The sequence below is a fragment of the Shewanella sp. 125m-1 genome (genome assembly GCF_052977065.1).
This window is the reverse complement of sequence record NZ_JBRILT010000006.1, coordinates 50,478-71,395: the sequence shown is the minus strand read 5'-3', so window position 1 is coordinate 71,395 and position 20,918 is coordinate 50,478. Positions and strand designations below refer to the sequence as shown.

At 43.5% G+C, this 20,918-nt stretch carries 23 protein-coding genes; 12 read left to right on the top strand and 11 right to left on the bottom strand.

Annotation, left to right across the window (positions count from 1 at the left end):
* Positions 1-14: 14 nt before the first annotated feature.
* Positions 15-626 carry an outer membrane beta-barrel protein gene (locus ACVBIK_RS04805; protein WP_447169207.1) on the top strand — a complete coding sequence of 204 codons (612 nt, stop codon included), beginning with the start codon at positions 15-17 and terminating at the stop codon, positions 624-626.
* Positions 627-724: 98 nt separating this feature from the next.
* Positions 725-1,678, top strand: coding sequence for a D-2-hydroxyacid dehydrogenase (locus ACVBIK_RS04800; protein WP_447160265.1), 954 nt, complete (start codon positions 725-727; stop codon positions 1,676-1,678).
* Between the two features lie 231 nt (positions 1,679-1,909).
* On the opposite strand, the gene purT is transcribed toward ACVBIK_RS04800, so the two are convergent.
* Complete coding sequence (gene purT / locus ACVBIK_RS04795) at positions 1,910-3,085, bottom strand: formate-dependent phosphoribosylglycinamide formyltransferase (RefSeq protein ID WP_447163220.1); 1,176 nt, start codon at positions 3,083-3,085, stop codon at positions 1,910-1,912.
* A gap of 311 nt (positions 3,086-3,396) precedes the next feature.
* Between purT and ACVBIK_RS04790 the strand changes: the two genes are divergently transcribed.
* The 3 genes from ACVBIK_RS04790 (at position 3,397) to ACVBIK_RS04780 (ending at position 6,560) form a co-directional block, all read left to right on the top strand.
* Positions 3,397-3,831, top strand: a complete 435-nt coding sequence (locus ACVBIK_RS04790; protein WP_447160267.1) for a DUF3302 domain-containing protein — start codon at positions 3,397-3,399, stop codon at positions 3,829-3,831.
* A gap of 1 nt (position 3,832) precedes the next feature.
* On the top strand, positions 3,833-4,969 hold the full coding sequence (locus ACVBIK_RS04785) for an HlyD family secretion protein (RefSeq protein WP_447160268.1): 1,137 nt from the start codon (positions 3,833-3,835) through the stop codon (positions 4,967-4,969).
* Positions 4,970-5,090: 121 nt separating this feature from the next.
* The gene (locus ACVBIK_RS04780) at positions 5,091-6,560 is read left to right on the top strand and encodes an AAA family ATPase (protein ID WP_447160269.1); all 1,470 of its coding nucleotides are present in this window, start codon (positions 5,091-5,093) and stop codon (positions 6,558-6,560) included.
* An 83-nt stretch (positions 6,561-6,643) separates the two neighbouring features.
* On the opposite strand, the gene ACVBIK_RS04775 is transcribed toward ACVBIK_RS04780, so the two are convergent.
* Complete coding sequence (locus tag ACVBIK_RS04775) at positions 6,644-7,198, bottom strand: DUF4136 domain-containing protein (RefSeq protein WP_447160270.1); 555 nt, start codon at positions 7,196-7,198, stop codon at positions 6,644-6,646.
* A 129-nt stretch (positions 7,199-7,327) separates the two neighbouring features.
* Here ACVBIK_RS04775 and ACVBIK_RS04770 point away from each other — a divergent pair, with 129 nt between their 5' ends.
* Positions 7,328-7,600 carry a DUF1289 domain-containing protein gene (locus ACVBIK_RS04770; protein ID WP_447163222.1) on the top strand — a complete coding sequence of 91 codons (273 nt, stop codon included), beginning with the start codon at positions 7,328-7,330 and terminating at the stop codon, positions 7,598-7,600.
* A 37-nt stretch (positions 7,601-7,637) separates the two neighbouring features.
* On the opposite strand, the gene ACVBIK_RS04765 is transcribed toward ACVBIK_RS04770, so the two are convergent.
* The 4 genes from ACVBIK_RS04765 to ACVBIK_RS04750 are packed head-to-tail and all read right to left on the bottom strand — an operon-like array spanning position 7,638 to position 10,935.
* On the bottom strand, positions 7,638-8,909 hold the full coding sequence (locus tag ACVBIK_RS04765) for an ATP-binding protein (RefSeq protein ID WP_447169206.1): 1,272 nt from the start codon (positions 8,907-8,909) through the stop codon (positions 7,638-7,640).
* Between the two features lie 18 nt (positions 8,910-8,927).
* Positions 8,928-9,641: a response regulator gene (locus ACVBIK_RS04760; protein WP_447160273.1), complete on the bottom strand. Its 714-nt coding sequence runs from the start codon at positions 9,639-9,641 to the stop codon at positions 8,928-8,930.
* Entirely contained in the window at positions 9,641-10,006 is a 366-nt protein-coding gene (locus ACVBIK_RS04755) for a DUF3019 domain-containing protein (protein ID WP_447160274.1), read from the bottom strand. The genes ACVBIK_RS04760 and ACVBIK_RS04755 overlap by 1 nt, the downstream gene beginning before the upstream one ends.
* 56 nt (positions 10,007-10,062) lie before the next feature.
* Positions 10,063-10,935, bottom strand: a complete 873-nt coding sequence (locus tag ACVBIK_RS04750; RefSeq protein WP_447160275.1) for a MipA/OmpV family protein — start codon at positions 10,933-10,935, stop codon at positions 10,063-10,065.
* A gap of 250 nt (positions 10,936-11,185) precedes the next feature.
* On the opposite strand from ACVBIK_RS04750, the gene ACVBIK_RS04745 reads away from it, so the two are divergent.
* Positions 11,186-11,722 (top strand): GNAT family N-acetyltransferase, encoded by a 537-nt coding sequence (locus ACVBIK_RS04745; protein ID WP_447163223.1) that lies wholly within the window; start codon positions 11,186-11,188, stop codon positions 11,720-11,722.
* Here the strand turns inward: ACVBIK_RS04745 and ACVBIK_RS04740 are convergent.
* Complete coding sequence (locus ACVBIK_RS04740) at positions 11,719-12,228, bottom strand: YcxB family protein (RefSeq protein ID WP_447160277.1); 510 nt, start codon at positions 12,226-12,228, stop codon at positions 11,719-11,721. The genes ACVBIK_RS04745 and ACVBIK_RS04740 overlap by 4 nt on opposite strands.
* 135 nt (positions 12,229-12,363) lie before the next feature.
* Between ACVBIK_RS04740 and ACVBIK_RS04735 the strand changes: the two genes are divergently transcribed.
* Positions 12,364-12,699 carry a DUF1971 domain-containing protein gene (locus tag ACVBIK_RS04735; RefSeq protein ID WP_447163224.1) on the top strand — a complete coding sequence of 112 codons (336 nt, stop codon included), beginning with the start codon at positions 12,364-12,366 and terminating at the stop codon, positions 12,697-12,699.
* Positions 12,700-12,749: 50 nt separating this feature from the next.
* On the opposite strand, the gene ACVBIK_RS04730 is transcribed toward ACVBIK_RS04735, so the two are convergent.
* The gene (locus ACVBIK_RS04730) at positions 12,750-13,670 is read right to left on the bottom strand and encodes a universal stress protein (RefSeq protein WP_447160279.1); all 921 of its coding nucleotides are present in this window, start codon (positions 13,668-13,670) and stop codon (positions 12,750-12,752) included.
* Between the two features lie 637 nt (positions 13,671-14,307).
* Here ACVBIK_RS04730 and ACVBIK_RS04725 point away from each other — a divergent pair.
* Positions 14,308-15,060: an SDR family oxidoreductase gene (locus ACVBIK_RS04725; RefSeq protein ID WP_447169205.1), complete on the top strand. Its 753-nt coding sequence runs from the start codon at positions 14,308-14,310 to the stop codon at positions 15,058-15,060.
* Positions 15,061-15,162: 102 nt separating this feature from the next.
* On the opposite strand, the gene ACVBIK_RS04720 is transcribed toward ACVBIK_RS04725, so the two are convergent.
* A complete protein-coding gene (locus tag ACVBIK_RS04720) occupies positions 15,163-15,582 on the bottom strand; it encodes a VOC family protein (RefSeq protein WP_447160281.1) in 420 nt (139 codons plus the stop codon).
* A gap of 63 nt (positions 15,583-15,645) precedes the next feature.
* Positions 15,646-16,254, bottom strand: a complete 609-nt coding sequence (locus ACVBIK_RS04715; RefSeq protein ID WP_447160282.1) for an NADPH-dependent FMN reductase — start codon at positions 16,252-16,254, stop codon at positions 15,646-15,648.
* A gap of 165 nt (positions 16,255-16,419) precedes the next feature.
* Between ACVBIK_RS04715 and ACVBIK_RS04710 the strand changes: the two genes are divergently transcribed.
* The 3 genes from ACVBIK_RS04710 (at position 16,420) to ACVBIK_RS04700 (ending at position 18,957) form a co-directional block, all read left to right on the top strand.
* Positions 16,420-17,049, top strand: a complete 630-nt coding sequence (locus tag ACVBIK_RS04710) for a helix-turn-helix transcriptional regulator (protein ID WP_447160283.1) — start codon at positions 16,420-16,422, stop codon at positions 17,047-17,049.
* Between the two features lie 6 nt (positions 17,050-17,055).
* Positions 17,056-17,760, top strand: coding sequence for a pseudouridine synthase (locus ACVBIK_RS04705; RefSeq protein WP_447160284.1), 705 nt, complete (start codon positions 17,056-17,058; stop codon positions 17,758-17,760).
* Between the two features lie 594 nt (positions 17,761-18,354).
* Entirely contained in the window at positions 18,355-18,957 is a 603-nt protein-coding gene (locus tag ACVBIK_RS04700; protein ID WP_447160285.1) for an acetate uptake transporter, read from the top strand.
* Between the two features lie 123 nt (positions 18,958-19,080).
* On the opposite strand, the gene ACVBIK_RS04695 is transcribed toward ACVBIK_RS04700, so the two are convergent.
* Complete coding sequence (locus ACVBIK_RS04695) at positions 19,081-20,613, bottom strand: MFS transporter (protein WP_447160286.1); 1,533 nt, start codon at positions 20,611-20,613, stop codon at positions 19,081-19,083.
* Positions 20,614-20,918: the final 305 nt, after the last annotated feature.

Here is a 20,918-nt window from a genome sequence, read left to right as displayed (position 1 = left end):
AATAGGGATATATGATGAAAAGAAGCTTAGCAATATTACTGGTTTTTTTGTGTGCATTTCCTGCAGTGTCTGAAGTATATGTGACCCCTTTTGGTGGCTATAGCTTTGGTGCTAGTGAGTTTGATATTGCTAGCACAGAAACCGACGAAGCGGGAAAGGTTAAAATAGCTGAGGCGCAAAACTATGGTGTCATGCTGGGCTTTACCACAAAAGACCCTGGTAACGTCTATCTTCTTTATAGCCACCAATCAACCGATTTAAAAACAGGTGATAACTTTAGCCCTAATGTGATTACCTCTATGGATGTGGATTACTTTCATTTTGGTGGCAGTTTATATTTCCCTATGCAAAGCGTTAAACCTTATGTCACCACTAGCCTTGGCTTTACCCATATGCGACCAAGCGGCGCTTACTCTAATGAAACGCGTTTTTCAGTGGCTCTTGGTGGTGGTATTGAATACCAGGTCAGTGAAGCCTTTTCATTGTTTGCTGAAGTAAAGGGCTACGCGACGTTTATCAATGCTGATAACGCTTTGTTCTGTGGTAATGACGGCTGTATATGGAATATTCAGTCAGATATTATGTGGCAAGGGCAAGCCAATCTGGGGGCCAGTTTTAAGTTCTAGCTTTAAGTTCTTAGTTCTTAGCTCAAGTGTGCGGCTTGCAGTCTTTCTTTCAAGAGCCACGAGACTGACGATCATTTTATAAACAAGGGCTGTGTTAGATGAAAATAGTAGTATTGGACGGATACACACTCAATCCTGGAGATCTAAGCTGGCAAGCTCTAGCGCAGTTCGGCGAGCTCACTTGTTATGATCGCAGCGCACCGAATGACGTGATAGCGCGTAGCCTTGATGCTGAGTTTATCCTGACCAATAAAACCGTGCTTGATGAAACGATACTTAAGCAGTTAACAAAGCTTAAATATATCGGCATTCTCGCAACCGGCACTAATGTGGTCGACCTCGCAGCGGCCAAAACGCTCGGCATTGTGGTCACAAACGTGCCTGGATATGGCCCAGATGCGGTTGCTCAAATGGTATTTGCTCATATTCTTCATGCCACTCAGCAAGTGAGTCTGCACTCCGATGCAGTAAAGCGTGGTATGTGGGCTGAGTCGGCAGATTTTTGTTTTACTCTTACGCCACTACAATCACTTAAAGATAAAACAATAGGGTTAGTTGGTTTTGGTGATATCGGGCAAACTGTGGCTCAGATTGCACTGGCTTTTGGCATGAAGGTCATAGTCAATACTCGAAACTCGCAAGTTCCACTACCTGAAAACTGTAGTTGGGTAGAACAAGCGGAGTTATTTAAGCAGGCAGATATTGTTTCTTTGCACTGCCCGCTTACCGTAAAGACAGATAAGCTGATTAATGCAGATGTATTAAGTACCATGAAATCTAACAGCATATTAATTAATACCGCTCGTGGAGGGCTTGTTGACGAAGCGGCATTAGCGGCAGCGTTAAATCAAGGGCAACTGGCATTTGCAGGCGTTGATGTATTGTCAACTGAACCTCCTAAGGCTGATAATCCGCTTCTTAGCGCTAACAATATCAGCATCTCTCCCCATAACGCCTGGGCAACGCGAGAGGCACGGCAGAATTTGCTTAATATTGCGATTGAAAATCTAGTGAGCTTTAGAACAGATAATGCGAACAATCGGGTTAACTAGCACATAGGAGTTGGCGATTAAAGGCTGACGCATTAAAGTCTGGTGCATCAAAGTCTGGTGCGTCAAAGTCTAATACATTAATGGCTAGTACATTAAAAGCTAATGTATTAAACGTTAGCGCATTATGCAGGCACTAAGAGAATAATAAATACTTTAAAAAAGCCTCAACCTTTTAATCAAGGCTGAGGCTTTTTAATTTTGAAATTATCTATCAGTCACTCTAATGTAGAGTTAAAAAGTAACCTTAACCTTACTTGCCGCAGTTAGCGCCTTTGCAACGGCTTTATCGATATCAGTATCTCTGGCTAATGCCACACCTAAACGTCTCTTACCGTCAATCTCAGGTTTGGCAAATAATCGAACCTGTGTATCGGGCTCAACTAATGCATCAGCTAAACCTGAGAACTGGATGTTGTTTGAGCTGCCTTGGGCAAGGATCACCGCCGATGCACTTGGACCGTGCTGAGTGATGTTACTAATTGGCAAACCTAAGATAGCACGAACATGCAGAGCAAACTCCGATAAGTCTTGGCTAATAAGGGTCACCATACCGGTATCGTGTGGTCGAGGGGACACTTCAGAAAAGTAAACTTCATCGCCCTTGATAAATAACTCAACACCAAATAGGCCATAACCACCTAAGGCTTCAACTACCTTTTTACCTATGGCTTGTGATTTAGCTAATACGATATTTGACATCGCTTGCGGCTGCCAAGACTCACGGTAATCCCCATCTTCCTGACGATGGCCAATAGCATCACAGAAATGCACGCCGTTCACCGCGCTGATGGTCAACAAGGTGATCTCATAGTCAAAGGCAATGAACCCCTCAACAATGACACGTCCTTTGCCCGCACGGCCACCTTCTTGTGCATATTGCCAAGCCGACTCAATTTGATCTTGGGTGCGTATAACGCTTTGGCCTTTACCTGAGGAGCTCATCACTGGTTTGATGACGCAAGGGAGCCCAATAGTGGCGACAGCATCGGTAAACTCTTGCTCGGTATCGCAGAAAAAGAAAGGTGATGTTGGGATTGATAGGGTTTCGGCTGCTAAGCGACGTATGCCTTCTCGGTCCATCGTTAGTTGAGTGGCTTTAGCTGTTGGCACGATGTTGACACCTTTAGCTTCCATTTCTACCAAGGTTTGAGTTGCAATCGCTTCTAGCTCAGGGATCACCAAATCAGGCTTTTCAAGTTCAATAACCGCCTTTAATGCCACACTATCAAGCATATTAATAACGTGAGAGCGGTGAGCAATTTGCATTGCAGGGGCGTTGGGGTAGCGGTCTACGCCGATCACTTCGATACCATAGCGCTGAAGTTCAATGGCGACCTCTTTCCCGAGTTCGCCGCAGCCTAGCAACATGGCGCGTTTAGCATTAGCTGATAATGCAGTACCTATCATTATGATTACCTTTTGAGATTGTAGGGAGTAGTTATTGGTTACAGAGCCTGTATGGCACTCAAGCTAGCAACACTTTACTGAGGCATTCTAGTGCCCCATTTTATTTGTGATTAGTGTAACGTGACGTGTATTTCTCTAGGTTAGATTTAGTGGCAAGTGTGCGAAAGATCACTTTGTTATGCTACATATGGGATCGCTAATATGCAGATTTAAGTCGAAAAAATGCAGTTGTAGGGTTAATATTGCTTTAATGTTGCTATGATGTTTTTAGTGTCTATCGTTGTAACTCAAGGTTTCACAAGGAGAGCGATGTGTTTTTAGATTATTTTGCGTTAGGAATTATTTTTTTCGTTGCGATTTTTATTTTCTATGGGGTCATTGCCATTCATGATATCCCCTATGAGATAGCCAAGAAGCGCAATCACCCACAGCAAGATGCACTGCATATTGCGGGGTGGGTGAGCCTATTTACCTTACATGCTATTTGGCCATTCTTATGGATCTGGGCAACCCTTTATCGTGAAGACCGTGGTTGGGGATTCCAAGAGGTCGTCGAGAAAGAACAACTGTTAGAGAGTGAAGTGCAAGGCTTGACTGAAACTGTGAGAAAATTAGAACAAAGAATCACTGAGATGGAATTATCAAAACAACAGCCTAAACAAGTAAGAGGCTCTGGTAATCATCAGTCCGGTACTAAAGTTGATACTCAAATCGACGATAGTTCAACAGACAGAGCAGAGGTGTAATATGGATTTACTACTTGTACTGACTTACACCGCAATCTGTATTGCCATTTTTAAAATATTTAAGATCCCATTAACTAAGTGGACCGTTCCAACGGCGATATTAGGCGGCATATTTATTGTTGGTGCCTTGATCTTATTGATGAACTATAACCATCCGTATACACCTTATGCTAAAGAGTATTTTGTAACAACGCCCATCAACCCAGCGGTTAGGGGCATGGTTGTATCTGTCGAGGTGGAGCCCAATACGCCGATTAAAAAAGGTGATGTATTATTTAAAATCGATCCCACTCCTTTTCAGGCTATTGTAAAGCAAAAACGTGCGGCATTAGTGGCGGCGGAGCTTGAAGTACCACAATTAGAAGCGGCATGGGAAGCGACAAAAGCTGCAGTGACGCGAGCAACCGCTGACAGAGATAGAACCAAGTCTGCGTTCGACCGTTATGAGAAAGGCCGTAAGCGTGGCGGTGCTAACTCACCCTTTACAGAGCTCGAACTCGATAATAGGCGTCAGCTTTATTTTGCATCAGAAGCACTATTAACTGCTGCTAATGCTGAAGAGCTAAGAGTACGTTTAGCCTATGAGTCAAACGTTGATGGAGTGAATACCAAGGTCGCAGGGATCCAGGGCGAACTTGAAAAAGCACAGTTTGACCTAGATCAGACGGTAGTCAAAGCGCCTGCCGATGGCATGGTGACTCAGATGGCATTGCGCCCAGGTATTATTGCTGTTCCTATGCCGTTAAGGCCGTTAATTAGCTTTATTCCAAATGAAGATCGTATGTTTGTCGGCGCGTTTTGGCAAAACTCATTGCTCAGATTAAAAGAGGGTGATGAAGCTGAAATCATTCTAGATGCTGCGCCGGGCCAAGTATTTAAAGGTAAAGTGGCTAAAGTCTTGCCTGCTATGGCTGAAGGTGAAATTCAGTCATCGGGTTCACTGATATCATCTCAGCGAGTGATGAGTCGTGGCCGCGCATTAGTACTGATTAAGCTTGAAGATCATGAGGCGAAAACTGAGTTTCCAGCTGGTGTTTCTGGGCATGCAGCTATTTATACTGACCATTTTGCCCATGTATCGATTATGCGAAAAGTATTGTTGAGAATGCAAGGCTGGCTCAATTACCTGTTCCATTAATTTATATATCTTAACACTGTGGAATTTGCAGGTACTAACTACTGGTACTTACAGAACCACAGTGGCTATAAAGGGGCTATAGGCCCCTTTTCTATTTAAATCTGTGTAGGCAATAGATGACATGCAAGATATTCAAGATCTCACCGCAGTACTGCGATCGAATACACCGATAGTTATCATAGAAACCTATGAAGAGCACCGGGTGATAGAGTTACTTAGAAAAGTTTCGAATATTCTGTATCAACCCCTGTTTAGCTGGAGCATTACCCAAGGCTTGATGCGAGTCGATAGCGGCATGGGAAGACAAAAATTTAACTGTGAACCTGGCGATATTCTTGGGCAGATCAAGTCGACAACGCAGCAAGGGATATATGTTTTATGTGATTTTCACCCTTTTGTTGACGATGCGCCTAGAAACGTACGTTTGCTAAAAGAGATCGCGCTGGAGTATGAGTCACTTAAACATACGCTGGTGCTGGTCAGCCATGCCTTCACTATCCCTCCCGAAATCAAACACTATTGTGCTCATTTTAGGCTATCACTTCCTAATAGCGCTCAGTTATTGAATCTAATTTATGAGCAAATAGATAAGGTGCGCAGTGAAGGGATCAGGCTCAATGTCGATGATAGTGCGGTCGCTAAGCTTGCAGAAAACCTACGTGGCGTGACCTTTGATGATGCCAGGCGACTCGCGCACAAAGCGATTGTCGATGATGGCGCAATCACCCATTCCGATATCGACAGTATTAACCGAGGCAAGTTTGAATTGCTCGATATGCAAGGTGTACTTCAATTTGAATATGATACCAGTGACTTTTCGCAAGTTGCAGGATTGCATAACCTTAAACAATGGTTGAGCTATAGAACGCCGTCATTAAAGACGCAGATACTGGAGGATAAACCCAAAGGTATATTGCTACTGGGCGTGCAAGGCAGTGGTAAAAGCTTGGCTGCTAAGGCTGTCGCGGGCTTGTGGCAAAGGCCATTACTTAAGATGGATATGTCAGCACTTTATAATAAGTACATTGGTGAGACAGAGAAGAACTTGCGAAAGGCGTTAGAACTTGCGGATTTAATGGCACCTTGTGTGTTGTGGATTGATGAAATAGAAAAGGGCTTAAGCAGTGGTAGTAGTGATGATGGCACTTCAAAGCGAATTCTTGGCACAATTCTAACCTGGATGTCAGAGCGAAAATCAGATGTGTTCTTAGTCGCTACGGCTAATGATATTAGCGCCTTACCCCCCGAGTTGATGCGTAAGGGGCGTATGGATGAGATATTCTTTGTGGATCTGCCCGATGCAGAGATCCGTAAAGCTATTTTTCTTATTCATATCAAGCGACGTCAGCTTGAGCCTACTCACTTTAACTTAAGTCAGCTGGCTAAGATTAGCCAAGGTTTTTCAGGGGCGGAGATTGAGCAAGCGGTTATTTCTGCTATCTATACGGCTAAAGCATCGGAGCGAGATGTTGATCAAGCTCTGCTGCAAGAAGAGCTGATGAAAACGCGCCCATTGTCGGTAGTGATGCGTGAAAAACTGCAATCATTAAGGCAGTGGGCTGAAGGACGCACGGTCAATGCGCACCAATAGCGAGTGACTTTTTGTTGTGCTCCTATTATCAGTGACTCGTTATGAACCGAACACGGGCTGTGGGCGGTTCATTGTATATCAATCTACTTTTGTTGCTTAGGGGGGAACTGCGCTAGGATTTTTGCAACGGTAGCATTAGTTTCTTGTGCTTTTGCTTCACCGCCCTCATCAAAGGTGAACTTGTCTGTACCGCGCCAGATTAATTGATTGGTTTTAGGGTCGAGAATATCAATCTGTATGGTTTGTATTTTGGCGGTATTACTGCCAACGGGGACATCGACGCTAGTGCCGATACTTGCGCCACCAGAACTGCCCCATGTCCCCGTACCTAATCCGATTGAAAAGCCCGAGTCTTTGGGTTTGTCATCAATTCTAAAACCATAACCCACATAAAAATCAGCGGCCAGGTCATTGGGGATAAAACCTTGACTGGTCAGTGAGCTGCTTATGGCTTGTTTAATTCTGTTAGCGCTCAGAGGGTCGCTATTTGCTGGCGGGGGGAGCTGTGAAAAGCTCTTTAAGTTAGCAAAGTTATAATCAAGGTCATAATCATTCTTAGGCGTAGAGCTACAGGCCGATAAGAATAATAGCGGTAACGCGAGTAGTGTGACAAAGAGGCTTCGTTGCTGTTGTTTCATATTGTTACCTTCTTAGTGCTCAATTCTCGGCGACTTTAATCTCGCCAAACATGGGGAGAGTGATTGGTATTAGTCATCTCACTGTATTTATTTTAGCCTTTCATTGTCAAGATAGTATATGTTTAAGGTATGGAGCAGTTAGAGTTTTTTGAGATCCCCAGCCCTTGTATTGGCGTATGTCAGAGTGATGCTAGAGGCTATTGCAAAGGGTGCTTACGTAATAGAAATGAGCGTTTTAACTGGCTCGAGTTTTCTGATGCGCAAAAATATGATGTGATCCGTTTATGTCAGCAGCGTAAACGGAGGCGTCAGCTTGCATTATTTAAAGCGAGAAAAGCGCAGTTACTTGATGAAAGGGCGAAAGTGAATTCCACTCTAGACTTTGGTTCTGATGGCTCTTAAAAGGCGTTTTATAAGCCTAGAGGCTGATCGGATTGGACTAGTGCTGTGTGGTGTTTAACGGCCAAACTAAGGTGAACTGGGTAAAGCCTTGTTGACTTAGAAGCGTGACTTCGCCGTGGTGTCTTTCCATGATTCTCTTTATTATAGCTAAGCCTAAGCCGTGTCCCTTATTACCATTTTTACTGCTTGCACTGCGGTAGAAAGGCTCAAAAATCTTACCTTGGTCTTCCTCTAAAATCCCTTCGCCATCGTCAGTCACAGACAAGGTGACGGCTTTACTGTCTATCGCGATGTTGACCTTAATGTCATCGATTGAGAAACGCTGAGCATTGGTGATGAGGTTTTGCAGAGCGCGCTCAACCAGTGATGGTTCTGCGACCAAGTAAATCGTCTCTTCGGGGGCATCGAAAAGTATCGGGGTTGGGTGGTGGCTTTGTAATCGTCGGATGGTTTGCGTGACTAAGCTGTTTAGGTCACAGCGCTCAAAATTGAGTGATTCTCGCTGGGTTTCCAAACTGGCATAAGTGAGCAGTTCTTGTAGAAGATTTTCCATCTCTTTGATATCAAGCTTCATCTCGTCAAGAAAGTGTTCGCGCCTAGCGGGATCCGATTCTGGTTGGCAGTATTGAGGCAACAGGGCAAGGGCGAACTTGAGCCTTGCAAGTGGCGTTCTTATTTCGTGAGAGACGGCATTAGAGAGATGTTTTTGGTTTTCAATAAGGGCACTGATATGGGCGGCCATATCGTTAAAGGTGTTGGCTAGAGGCAGTACCTGTGAGCGCTTAGTGAGTTTAATTCGGGTATTCCATTTTGCCTGTCCAAACTCTTTAGTGGCTTTCCCCAAGATTTTTAAGTCTTTCGATAGCGGCCATACCCAAATGAGTGCAATAAAGGCTAATAGAAAATAGAAGAAAATATTATAGATATTTCTTAGGCTGGCTTCTGGGTCGAGTTCAATCGGACCTGCCATTAGGACTTGTTCGCCAACAGCCACAAATTGCAGCTCATGGTTAATGTCATAAGGGGTGGCAATCACTTTGTCGGCCCGAACTAATTGTTCGCCAGAAAAAGCAACCTGTTCAGCATTAAGCAGGGTGAGTGGAAAGTTAGGCCTAGCTTGAATACTCTCTAGCATGGCTTGACGTTCATCTTGAGGCAGCTTAGCTAACACTTGCGCCAAAGCAACTAAAGGTGCATCGAGTGCACCTTTTTCGTCAACGTTATTTTGCCATAAATTATCCAGTGCCCATCCTATGCCTAAAAAACCTAGGCTGAGCAGAAGATAAAGGCTAATGAAAAGCCGTTTCATCTTAATAAATTAGCAGACTTAGTTGTTCCACGCTTCTGGCGCGAAGAGGTAACCTTGCCCCCAAACTGTTTTAATCCTAAAAGGGGTTTCAATATTATCGCCAAGTTTCTTTCTTAGGCGTGATATACGTACATCAATCTTTCTGTCTTTACCGTCAAAATCAATATTGAGCAGGTATTGATAGATATATTGGCGGCTCATTACTTGGCCTGCTTGTGATGCCAGTAACCAAAGTAGTTCAAATTCATGACTGGTCAGATCCACTTCGGTCTCACCCAAACGAATCGCTTGAGTATGCGGGTCGATACTTAACTTACCAAAGCTTAGGCAGTGAGATTCTACTTGCGCTGGTTTAGCTTGGCGACGTAGTAAATTGTTAATGCGCGCGACTAATAATGCTGGATCAACAGGTTTAACCACGTAATCGTCAGCACCTAACTCTAAGCCTTTAATTTGATCTTCATTTGAGCCTAGGGCACTCATCAGTAAAATAGGGCCTGCAAAGTAATCTGGCAATTTTTCGCATAAGGTTAAGCCATCCATCCCAGGCAGCATAATATCGAGTAAAATAATGTCAGGTTTATAGTTTATTAGGCGAGTAAGGACAGTGTCGCCTCTACGCTCTACTTCAACATGCATGCCATGTGACTTTAGGAAGTCGACAATCAAGTTGGCTAAACGAATATCATCTTCGACTAATAATACTCTATGCGTAGATTGAGAGCTGGTCATTAGAATAAACTCCATGGGTTTCGATATCGTCGCCTAACTTGAGGCGAAGAAGCGGGTGTGACTTTCAATTTTACACCTGCAATTGTTTCGTGGGTATCTTTGTCTATCATCACAAACTGAATATCACGGTCAGCACTGATATTGACGGTCAAAGAGTGAATGTCTGGTGAAGGACTGCACCATTTCTTTAGATCTTTGTAGTCTGAAATAATACAGACTGTTTTGTTTTTTAACATATCCCATTCTAATGTGACTTCTATATCGCAAGACTCTTCATTAGCTGAAGTGATACAAAACTCAGGGGACAGTTTTAGGTTAGTTGTTGGCTGTTTTGTACTATTTTTTGCAATAGCCGTTGTACTCATTAACGAGCTCAACAACAGACACAAGAATACAAGTTTGAATTTTGAAGACACTCTAATCAGAACCTATACGCTGCGCCAACAAAATAGGTGGTGGTGTAATCTTTTTCTAAAAGAGGACTATCGACGATTTCATCGCTGATATCGGTATAACGTGCCACTAAGAGTAAGTTCCAGTTTTCAGTTAAAACGTACTGCCCAGTAAATTCGATACTCTTATTCAATGCAGACTCCGCTTGATATTCTTGGCTCCAGTAGAGGCTTTCACTCGGTCTGACACCATAGTAATAGTCAACCACCTCTTTACTCTTCCAGTCTAATACCGCAGCAAATTCAAAATTCCACCTATCTAGGGGAATATTGTAAAACCACCTCAATTTAGACTCAAGGCCGCCATGGACATCAAGTATGTCATGGGCGAGCGTTGCGTGCACTATACCAAATCGGGTGTAAACAAAAGCCTCGGCTCCGCCAAGATATGTAAAGTTTCGATTTTCTAGCTCACCAATGGCAGGCTCTGGATTTACTCTGCCAAAGGTTGAGAGCGGGGAGGTTGCACGTTGACTACTGCCGCCAGCTGAAAGCAGGAAAATATTCGACGGATCCCAGCGATAGAAGAAGGCGCTATCACTGCTAAAAGTGGTGATCAAATTGATGGTGTAGTTTTCGCCCTCCGTTAAGGTATAGCCGATATTACCGTTATCGAAAAACCAGTTATCACCATAATACGCAATGGTCGGGACGACATACAGGGGGATGTCTTTATAGTCTTTAAGAGGATTAGATTTATTACCATAGCCTAAGGCAAAGCCTAAGTCCCAACGACCGACTTCGATACAGTCGGTATTGTTATCGCAGCCCGTTGAAGCGGTTGCGAAAGCAGCTCCCGAATATAAGCTGATAGTAAGCATAAGTGCTAATAAGTATGGCATCTAATACATTAACTCTTGATTACAAAATTAACAAATGAAGCTATAGGGTATCATCTATTGCCATATACAGCATGAAGGTTAAGATATTTGTTGCAAACTGATACAGTTTGAAAAGTAGTCAGTTTTAGGCGCGTGTTTATCTTGATTCAAAAGTACAGGCAACGGATAAGACTGGCTTAGGTATTGACATATAAGCTGTTTTAGCGAAAGTTAGTGTTTAAACTGTGCTGTGTAATAAAAGGAGAATGTGGTGACTGGAGAGCGTATCCCCTTAGAAAGGGAGAAAACAATTTTGGTAGATATAGATATTCGTCACAGCCTTGATGCTGATATTGATGGTATCTGTCGGCTTTATAGTCAGCAAAGCTGTTATGCAGGCACGTTACAACATCCTTTCCCGTCATTACATACTTGGCAAAAACGTCTTATGGAACTGCCTGATAACTGTTATAGCTTAGTGGCAATAAGAGATGGCGAGGTCGTTGGTCAAATAGGTATGGAAGTGTTTAGTAACCCTAGGCGTAAACATGTAGCAAATATTGGTATGGCGGTAGATGAGGCATTTCGAGGGATGGGTATTGGCTCTGCGTTGCTTGACGCCATGGTATCACTTGCACAAAATTGGCTTGCAGTGAGGAGAATTGAGCTTGAGGTCTACACTGATAACCACTTAGCCATTAGCTTATATAAAAAACATGGCTTTGTGATAGAGGGGGAAATGCGTGAATATGCTTTTCGCAGTGGCGAGTATATTGACGCATTTCTAATGGCGAATGTGAGAGATTAATCCGCTTCGCTTTGTTGCAGCTTTTGACTTTTTTCAGCCGCTTTACTCACAACAAATTGCGTGGCCTGTTGATCTAGGCTGCGCTTTGAGAGGTAGCTGGTGCCTTTTAGATGCTTTAATAGAAAGCCCTGAGTAGTTTCCGTTATCTCGGTGACATCTTGCCATAAAATAGTGCCCTGCACGTAGAAAGAGTCATTAGTGATCCCAGATTCATCTACCGTTAAGGTCACTTCATTATTGGCGGCTTTACTCATCATTTGACGCATTAGCCACCAAGGTTTTCTAAATCGTACACTCAATGCTTCAAGTGCGCCTAAGGCGATTAAAAACCATGAAGCGTAACCATTAATATTGGTTAGCATTAGGGCGGTACCCACTAAGCCAAAAATGATGGCCTTACGATATGCACGCACAGAAGTATCGACAATGACTGATTCGTCATAACACTCGCTAAAGTGGCTTTTATCTAGCGTGTATTGTGTAGTGTAGCTATATTGATTGTTCATTTTGTCTCATTATTACAGCAAGTGCATGCTAGCTGGTATGGGGATGTTGCGATTATAGTGCGTAGTTTGCTTATCGTCGCTTAACTTGAGCTTAATTGGCATTAATAACACGTTATAAAATGAGGTTCTACGAATATGCCCACGATCCCAACTGATTATGTGAACTATAAATCGAGTCCGGTATTTGACAAGCAGACCGTGCCAAAGATGTTTTTACACCTGCACAATACTAAGGCGGGCGTCTATGGACAAATTCATGTGTTGAGCGGCGAACTCAAGTTCTATGGTTTTACTGATAGACGGGGCGAGGTGGAGCAAGAGATCGTGATTAAAGTCGGTGAGGTCGGGGTATCGCCGCCTCAGTATTGGCATAAAGTTGAGCTTCTTTCGGATGATACCTGTTTTAGAGTCGACTTTTGGGCACAAGCAGATTCTGACATAGTGGCGCAGACCCAGTCGGAACGAGATTAGCGTTCATATGGTCATTCATGATAATGACTCATATTAGGGGCATTAGTGACTTAGTGGATTTGCGGCTTGATAGCCAAGATATCGCATTTGAGTTGATTGACGATCACAGAAGAGGTGTGCCCCTTGAGTTCACTTATTAAGCCATGGTGCTCACCTGCGCCAATGACCAACAAGTTAGCGTTACATTGGTGAGCGATAGTGGGAATAATATGATCCGGTAGGCCTTGCTCAAGGTGTAAATGTTCGTTTGTTATATGGTAGTTTTTAGCGTTACTGAGTAAGCGTGCCCAATGCTGCTGTTTTTGCTCCTTATCTGAAAGGTGGTTAGTTTCTTTTTCAACAGACATGCTCCAATTTTCTGTTTGATAACAGTTAAGCAGATGAATATCGCTGTCTAACAGTGTCGCCAGTTGCAAAGTATCATCGAGTAAGCATTGATTTAACTTACTGTGTTCAATATCTGGGTCTGCGGTTTCAAGCGCGGTGAGGATATGCCCATGTTGCTGCCAAGTCTTATTACCCACTATCATGACGGGTTGCTCACACTCTCTAAGTAGGTGAGCTTCACAGCTAGGGATGAACTCGTTGATAACTGGGTTGTGGTGTTTGTTATTGACCACGATTAAATCGTAGTTACCCTTATTGGCTTCGTTCAATATCGCAACATGGTCTTGGAGGTTCTTAATGGCTTTTATCTCAACTTCAACCCCCAGCCGTTGATACTTAGCCAATAGCTTTTTGACAACTAGCATGGGGTCGAGTGCTTGCTTGGAGAGTAATCCAAGGCGACTTAATACATTATTGTAGGGGCGCTCAATCTTCAATACAGTGACTTTCGCATGAGTTTTTTTAGCGAGTTGTAACGCCTTGTTGAGTGCAAGTTGTACCGGCGAATCATTATCGATTACCGTTAATGTATGGTGGTAGGAAATCATGGCAAATACTCCGTCAGCCTTGCATTCCCTTGCCATTAACACAGGTCCATAATTCTGTAAATCTAGTCGATAACCCAGTAAACACACGGGTTTGCTAATACTAAATCACGCTTAAATTACTCCTTGTAAGTGCTTTTCAATCTACGAGATTTTAAGTCATTGATTTCAAAATTGTCTTACTTCTCGAGTTCAAATAATTTGCAGATAATTTGTGAATAAAAAATGATTACCATTGTTATTAACGGTCCTCAACCTGACTTTAACCTGCATTGTCGATGGGGCGATTATCTCCATCGCTCGATGACAAGTAGAGGCGATAGATGGCGCGTTCAAAGGCATTAACCATACTGGGTTGATGTTCGTTGAGATTGGGTTGATATTGAATTGCTAGGTTTTGCGCTTACTTTTTATGCTTAGTCAGTACAGCGGCGTAACGTGAAAAGGCATTGCTAGGGAGACTGCCTGAGACCGATAAGCCTTTTGTTGTGGGGCTGGTATTTTATATCGGCTTACTATCGCTGGGCATCTGGCTTGGATAAACCTGCTGTTCTGTCGCTTTCTAATCGCCGAGTTGAGGTTTACATTCTATTACTTCAACAGTAGCTTAGATTAGATTAGGTTAGATGTTAACCATGTGAATTAAAAACGATACCGCTATGGATGGAAACAGATGATGGCTAAGCGTAAGACAATATTGATCACCGGCGCCAGCTCTGGTTTAGGTAGAGGCATGGCACTGGAGTTTGCAAACATGGGGCGAGATTTGGCTTTGTGCGCGCGACGAGTTGAGCGTTTAGATAAGCTAAAGCAAGATCTCTTACAGATAAATCCAAATATTAACGTTTCGGTTAAAGCGCTTGATGTTAATCAGCATCAAGATGTGTTTAAGGTGTTTAATGAGTTCAAGTCTGAATTTGGCCAGTTAGACAGGATCATTCTTAACGCAGGAATGGGTAAGGGCGCTGCCATTGGCACAGGACATTTCGAGGCCAATAAGCAAACGGCGGAAACTAATTTTGTAGCTTTACTTGCTCAAGCTGAAGCGGCGATGATTATTTTTCGTGAACAAAATGCTGGCCACTTAGTAACCATATCCTCGGTGAGTGCTGTGCGTGGCTTTAGGCGAGCGATGACCGTTTATGCGGCGACAAAAGCTGCTGTTACGTCGTTAACTGAAGGTATTCGTATTGATGTAATGTATACGGCAATTAAGGTCAGTTGTATTCATCCTGGTTTTATCCGCAGTGAAATAAACGAGCACGTCGAAAAGGTGCCTTTTATTGTTGATACCGACGTGGGCTGTAGTGCTATGGTTGCAGCTATCGAGGCTGAAAAAGCCAATAGCTTTGTACCAAGCTGGCCATGGGCAATACTGCATCGGCTACTTAGAGTACTACCGAGTCGCTGGATAAGAACAATGAGTTGATCAGGCTCATCGTTTACAGCTTTAGCTGAGGCGCTATAGTTGTCACTGACGTTCAGGTTGGCGATTAATCGCTATTGTTGATGCTATTGCTGACAGCGGCGATTATTCATATTGATTGCGCATAGCCGGAATATCCGTGAGATATTCAACAAACTCAACTTCGTAACCATCGGGATCGATAAAGTACACATTACGGCGATAGGGATCTTCTGCGCCCGCTTTATCTACAAGATGGCCGCTCGTTTTGAGGCGCTCAATCACCCCATCAAGATCATCAGTGACATATGCAAAGTGGGCCAAGCCAACTTGATGCCCACTTAAGTCACGGTTGTCTTCAATACCGTCATCGTTAAACGTTAAATATTGATAATCATCACCAAAGTGCACCCAGTTGCGCTCTACGCCATGCCAGCTAGACTTTCCTCCGCCGCGAACTTTCCAATGAGGAAAGATTGCTTGGTAAAACGCTAATGCCTTTGAAATATCTCTGACCACTAAATTTAAATGCTCTAAACGCATCATAATTGACTCCTTGTATTGTTGTCCTAAATTGATTGCAGCTTTGCAAATGGCTTGCTTTGATGGTCACATGCCATAATGGTACTCCTGCTGTTTTGGAAATGGCTTGTTTTGATGGTTAATCCGCACTCCTTTTAAGGCTTCGCTGTATTGAGTGAGCATATGCAAACTGTAGTCGATACGTTCCCGTAAATGTAATTCTCTATCGCACAGTGGCGCGTCAGTATTGAAGAGTTCTTCGACATTTCTAACGATTAAATGATCAGGCGTCGCCACCAGTTTATTGTTTTTTAATGCATTCATTCTTAGCTCGGCAATAGGGTAGGCACCACTTATCCCACTGACAACAGCAACCAATAAAGCGGGTTTATGGGCGGTATCTTGGTGGTCGCACATCAACAAAAAATTCTTCATCAAAGGTGATGCCATGCCGCCCCACTCGGGTGTAATTAATACTAAGGCGTCTGCTTTCTTTACTTGCTGAGAAATTAAAGGCCAGCGGCTACCATCGGCAGATTTGGTTTCTGCACTTCCATCCCAAAAAGGTAACTGGTATTGGCAAAGCTCTATGTGATTGACTCTGTTAAAACCCGTCACCTGTTCGCTCAGGTAACGGGCGACTTTGGCACTCTGCGATGGGCTTCTCTGGCTGGCACTAATGATGACTAATTCCATTTTAGTAAACCTTTTTGTTTATTTAAGTTTTAAGTAAAGTAAACAGTTTACAAAATAAAGTAAAGAAAAAAGTTTACTTAATTGATGGTTGAGTAATAATGGCCATAGTCATACCGCTTTGTGCCTTGAGCGATAAAAGAACAAAGCTGCCATAAAGAGATAACGATGAAGACCAGTGACAAAATTTTGCAGATGCTTAAAACCCAAGGTGAATTAACGGCTAAAGCGATTGCTAGTGAGCTAGGCCTGACAACAATGGGGGTGCGTCAGCATTTACAAAGCCTTGAAGAAAGTTGCGATGTGGTTTTTGATGATAGAAAAGCGACTCGTGGGCGACCGACACGTTTCTGGGCGCTAACGCCGCAAAGTAATAGTCATTTCTCTGATAGACATGAAGAGCTGAGCGTTCAGCTAATTGATTCGGTTAAAACTGTTTTTGGCGACAGTGGCTTAGAACAGCTTATTAGCCATCGTGAACAGGTGTCACTTGCGCTTTATCGTGATGCGTTAATCAGTGCCGATAGCTTAGCCATTAAGCTACAAGTCTTGGCACAGTTACGTACCAATGAAGGTTATATGGCGACGGTTGAGCATAGCGACGGCTGTTACTGGCTACTTGAAAACCATTGCCCGATCTGCGCTGCAGCAACAAAATGTCTTAATTTTTGCCGCTCAGAATTGCAGTTATTTCAGACCTTACTGCAGCATGACGCTACGGTGAGCCGTGAGGAACACATTATCCAGGGGGCACGTCGCTGCGCCTATAAAGTACAGCCTATCACTGCTGAGCAATAGAATTTTATGGAATCAAAACGTGCACGGCTAGATAGGTTTATTAGCGTCAAAACAGGTATTAATAAAAAACATGTTAGGTTGCTGTTGGCTAAAGGGCAAGTGCAGGTGGACGGTGAGATAGCGCGTGATATCGATTTGATTATCGACGAGTTCTCCCATGTTTGTCTTGATGGTCAAGTGTTGCAAGCCAGCCGGCCGAGCTATGTGATGCTATATAAGCCCGTTGGCGTGGTCAGTGCTACCGTTGATGATAAGCATAAAACGGTTATCGATTTGCTGGCTAGAGAAGATAAGTGCAGTCTGCATATTGTTGGTCGCTTAGATCTCAATACTTCAGGTTTGTTGCTGTTAACTAATGATGGTCGCTGGTCTAAAAAGCTGATGTCGCCAGAACATAAGGTCGGAAAGCTGTACCGAGTGACGCTGCAAAATCCCATTGATGAATCTTATATTCCAGCTTTTGCCAATGGGATGTACTTTGAATATGAAGGTATCACGACCTTACCCGCTAAGCTGGAGATCATAGATGCACACACGGCTTTGGTGACTTTGATGGAAGGGCGTTATCATCAAATCAAGCGCATGTTTGGCCGCTTTCGAAACCCCGTTGTAGGTTTACATCGAATATCCGTCGGCGCCATCGTGCTCGACCCGCAATTAACTGCTGGTGAAAGTCGAGACTTATCGATAGCAGAAATTCAGAATGCCTAAATATGCTATCCATAGGTTTTTCTCTTAACTCATGTCGCTCACTCTGGTGCAGGACTTCTGTTAAATATACCGCTTGAGCGGGCTATAAAAGGGTGGAATAAAGGGCTGAGTAAAAGGCTGAGTAAAAGGCTGAGTAAAAGGCTATATAAAGGCCATGTAGAGAGCAAAGTGAGAATGTTGAGCCCAAACCTGTCAAATATCTTAACCCTTAGGGTCTTTTTGCTAAAAATAAGACCATTTTTTTAGTTTGTGAGCTGGTGCAATTTTTCAGCACTTTTACTCTGCGAATTTCATCAGTTGCTAATGTGCTAAACTTGAACCGTGTGTTCAATGTCATATTTTTATTGGTTTGCGTGATCAGTGTCTCGCATTGGTTTTACGCTTGAACTAAAGTCCTATTTTTGTTTATAACACATTGATTAATTAGTAATATACCGTATTAGTTTCGATTTCCCTCGTTTCCCCTACGCCTGCGAGCATATTTGCTCGGCCCCATCGCTTCGACTAGAATGCGCGCGCTCAAATTAACTTAATTTCATATTTGCATTTAGCGGTGCGGATATATTTTTTGACTACTTCCTGTAGGGGAACTTAATGTCGACACAACTAGCTAACCCAGCTCCACTAGGCCTAATGGGCTTTGGTATGACAACTGTCTTACTTAACATCCATAACGCAGGTTTCTTCCCAATTGATTCAATGATCTTAGCAATGGGGATCTTCTACGGCGGTATCGCTCAAGTTATCGTTGGTATCATGTGCTTTAAGCGTGGTGACACGTTTGGTACAACTGCATTTACTTCTTACGGTTTATTCTGGTTAACTTTGGTTGGCTTAATCGTTATGCCTAAAATGGGCCTAGCAGAAGCAAGCCCAGCTAGCTTTATGGGTTGGTACTTAGGTTTATGGGGTCTGTTCACAGCAGCACTTTTTGTGGGCTCACTACGTTACCCACGTGCTAAGCAAGTTGTGTTTGCATCATTAACGATTTTGTTCTTCCTACTTGCAGCTCGTGATTTCACGGGTAGTGAGCTAATCGGCACGATCGCTGGCTACGAAGGTATCTTCTGTGGTTTAAGCGCAATTTACTTTGCTATGGCACAAGTATTAAATGCTGAGTTTGGCCGCGTTATTTTACCAGTTGGTCCAGTTGCAGTTGCTGCATATGAGCCCGCTGCAGAAAAACAAGCCGCTTAAGTTATAAGTTATCCATTATCACCTATCTCCGATAATGTGAAATTTAAAGCGAAAAAAAAAGCTGACCGAGGTCAGCTTTTTTTGTCTCTGCTTTTTATTTCATACTTAGTAACAGTACATTGCTTAACGCTGCTGAAGCTTAAACAACCACTTACCGTAAAGGTAAATACCAATCGCTGAGATGCTACCGATTGCGGCAATGATATACCAAGCCATACCTATATCATGGGTGTTATATAAAAGCGTTGTCAGTGCTTGTGCACTCTCGCCGGTGTAGCTAACCAAAGTTGTAAAAGCTTCACCCTGTGGGATCGCGCTAATATCTGCAGCGCTCATGCCACGTTCGGCCAATAGTTCGCGGGAAAAAACCTCCTTCGATGCATACATCTCGTAGAGTTTAGGACCAAAGTAACCTTCAAGCGTCCAGCCAATACCCTGCGGTAACATAACAAAGCCTAAGTACATGGCTTTTTTACCTTCCGGTGCAATGTTACCCATAAACTCGTTTTTCTTTGGGCTGATCATCATTTCACCGAATGAGAACATCGCAATCGCAAGCACAATCATCCATGCCGCGTTTGTTGCGCCAATCAATACGAACGCCAAAATACTCAACAAGCAGCCAGCGAGCATAGCTGTAGTGATACGGTATTTAGCGGTTAAAGCAGCGACCAAGAAGCAGCTGGTCATGATCATGCCGGCATTTAGGTTTAGCATGCCCTCTGGCATCACCTTAGTTCCGGTATTATCAAGCCCTAGCCAGAATTGGAAGAAGCCATTAGAGGTCCCTTCTGGACCAAATAGCGAGGTCACAATTACACTGGTATCGACCCACTCAGAAATGTGAATAGGTAGAACATCGAACAGTGAGTTAAACAGGAACCAGAAACCCGCAAATACCAACATATAGTAGATAACGATAGGCTTTTTTAGCTCGTGTAAAGCATCGCGCCAGAGCGCTTCTTGCTTAATCTCACCCGATTTAATTTTACGGTTACGTTCTAAACGCTCTTCTTTTCCGGGCTCTTTATAAGCAAATAAGAACAGGAAGTTAAACGAGATGATTGCAGCGCAGGCATAAAATACGTTATCCCAAGATAGCTGACGCATATGCACAGCAACCAGTGGGCCGAGGAAGCCACCAATATTAACGACCTGATAGAATATACCCCATGCCATCGAGGTGTTTTGTCTACCCGTGGATAAGACTAATGTGCCTTGGATCCCAGGCTTAAATATACCAGTACCGGCAGCAAGCAAGATGGCACCAAATAAGAAACCATAAAAGCTTGGGAAAAACGCCATGACTAAGTAGCCAGCAATTTTGATAAGTGTAGAGGCAAAAATTGTTTCTTTATAGCCGACACGGTCTGAGATCCCGCCGGTAAAGACAGGTACAAAGGTCTGCATAAATGCCCACAGAGCAATAATGACACCATAATCACTGAGGCTAATGCCTAAGCCACCTTCTGATACTGGGGCTTTGGCGTAGAGGCCAGCACTGGCTTTAACGCCGTAATAGGCGATTCGCTCAACGAGCTCCATGCCGCCGACAATCCAGAAAATGTAACTTAAGCTGGCAATAGAGGCCCACATACCCAGCTGCTTAACTTCCCTTAGGTCGTTATCTGCATAAGCATCGTTCGAATCACTCATAGCTATCCCTTCAAATGTTTTAATTATTTAATCGTTATTATGTATATATCTTAATTGTGTTGGTTTTGGGTTTGTAGAGCGTGTGAATCTTTGCCAAAACGCTGCAAGCTTGTAATTGCATGCGACACTTTACCTAATTTGGTTGCAAACACCAATGCGTTATTACATTGAGTCGTAACGGATGTTTTAAACAAAATTGAGTTTTATGGGGAAAGTACTCTGAAGTGCCGATAATTGTGAGGGAGCGAGGTAAGCCATAAGCTTGCGGCTGATATGGCTATGGAGGCCGGAATTACACATCAAGG

Coding starts and splice junctions, on each gene's coding strand:
- ACVBIK_RS04750 (WP_447160275.1), bottom strand. CDS start 10,935: ATGCCATACTTATTAGCACTTATGCTTACTATCAGCTTATATTCGGGA.
- ACVBIK_RS04735 (WP_447163224.1), top strand. CDS start 12,364: ATGCCCACGATCCCAACTGATTATGTGAACTATAAATCGAGTCCGGTA.
- ACVBIK_RS04715 (WP_447160282.1), bottom strand. CDS start 16,254: ATGGAATTAGTCATCATTAGTGCCAGCCAGAGAAGCCCATCGCAGAGT.
- ACVBIK_RS04720 (WP_447160281.1), bottom strand. CDS start 15,582: ATGATGCGTTTAGAGCATTTAAATTTAGTGGTCAGAGATATTTCAAAG.
- ACVBIK_RS04730 (WP_447160279.1), bottom strand. CDS start 13,670: ATGGCAAGGGAATGCAAGGCTGACGGAGTATTTGCCATGATTTCCTAC.
- ACVBIK_RS04805 (WP_447169207.1), top strand. CDS start 15: ATGAAAAGAAGCTTAGCAATATTACTGGTTTTTTTGTGTGCATTTCCT.
- ACVBIK_RS04780 (WP_447160269.1), top strand. CDS start 5,091: ATGCAAGATATTCAAGATCTCACCGCAGTACTGCGATCGAATACACCG.
- ACVBIK_RS04785 (WP_447160268.1), top strand. CDS start 3,833: ATGGATTTACTACTTGTACTGACTTACACCGCAATCTGTATTGCCATT.
- ACVBIK_RS04765 (WP_447169206.1), bottom strand. CDS start 8,909: ATGAAACGGCTTTTCATTAGCCTTTATCTTCTGCTCAGCCTAGGTTTT.
- ACVBIK_RS04740 (WP_447160277.1), bottom strand. CDS start 12,228: ATGAACAATCAATATAGCTACACTACACAATACACGCTAGATAAAAGC.
- ACVBIK_RS04800 (WP_447160265.1), top strand. CDS start 725: ATGAAAATAGTAGTATTGGACGGATACACACTCAATCCTGGAGATCTA.
- ACVBIK_RS04700 (WP_447160285.1), top strand. CDS start 18,355: ATGTCGACACAACTAGCTAACCCAGCTCCACTAGGCCTAATGGGCTTT.
- ACVBIK_RS04775 (WP_447160270.1), bottom strand. CDS start 7,198: ATGAAACAACAGCAACGAAGCCTCTTTGTCACACTACTCGCGTTACCG.
- ACVBIK_RS04755 (WP_447160274.1), bottom strand. CDS start 10,006: ATGAGTACAACGGCTATTGCAAAAAATAGTACAAAACAGCCAACAACT.
- purT (WP_447163220.1), bottom strand. CDS start 3,085: ATGATAGGTACTGCATTATCAGCTAATGCTAAACGCGCCATGTTGCTA.
- ACVBIK_RS04705 (WP_447160284.1), top strand. CDS start 17,056: ATGGAATCAAAACGTGCACGGCTAGATAGGTTTATTAGCGTCAAAACA.
- ACVBIK_RS04695 (WP_447160286.1), bottom strand. CDS start 20,613: ATGAGTGATTCGAACGATGCTTATGCAGATAACGACCTAAGGGAAGTT.
- ACVBIK_RS04770 (WP_447163222.1), top strand. CDS start 7,328: ATGGAGCAGTTAGAGTTTTTTGAGATCCCCAGCCCTTGTATTGGCGTA.
- ACVBIK_RS04710 (WP_447160283.1), top strand. CDS start 16,420: ATGAAGACCAGTGACAAAATTTTGCAGATGCTTAAAACCCAAGGTGAA.
- ACVBIK_RS04725 (WP_447169205.1), top strand. CDS start 14,308: ATGGCTAAGCGTAAGACAATATTGATCACCGGCGCCAGCTCTGGTTTA.
- ACVBIK_RS04760 (WP_447160273.1), bottom strand. CDS start 9,641: ATGACCAGCTCTCAATCTACGCATAGAGTATTATTAGTCGAAGATGAT.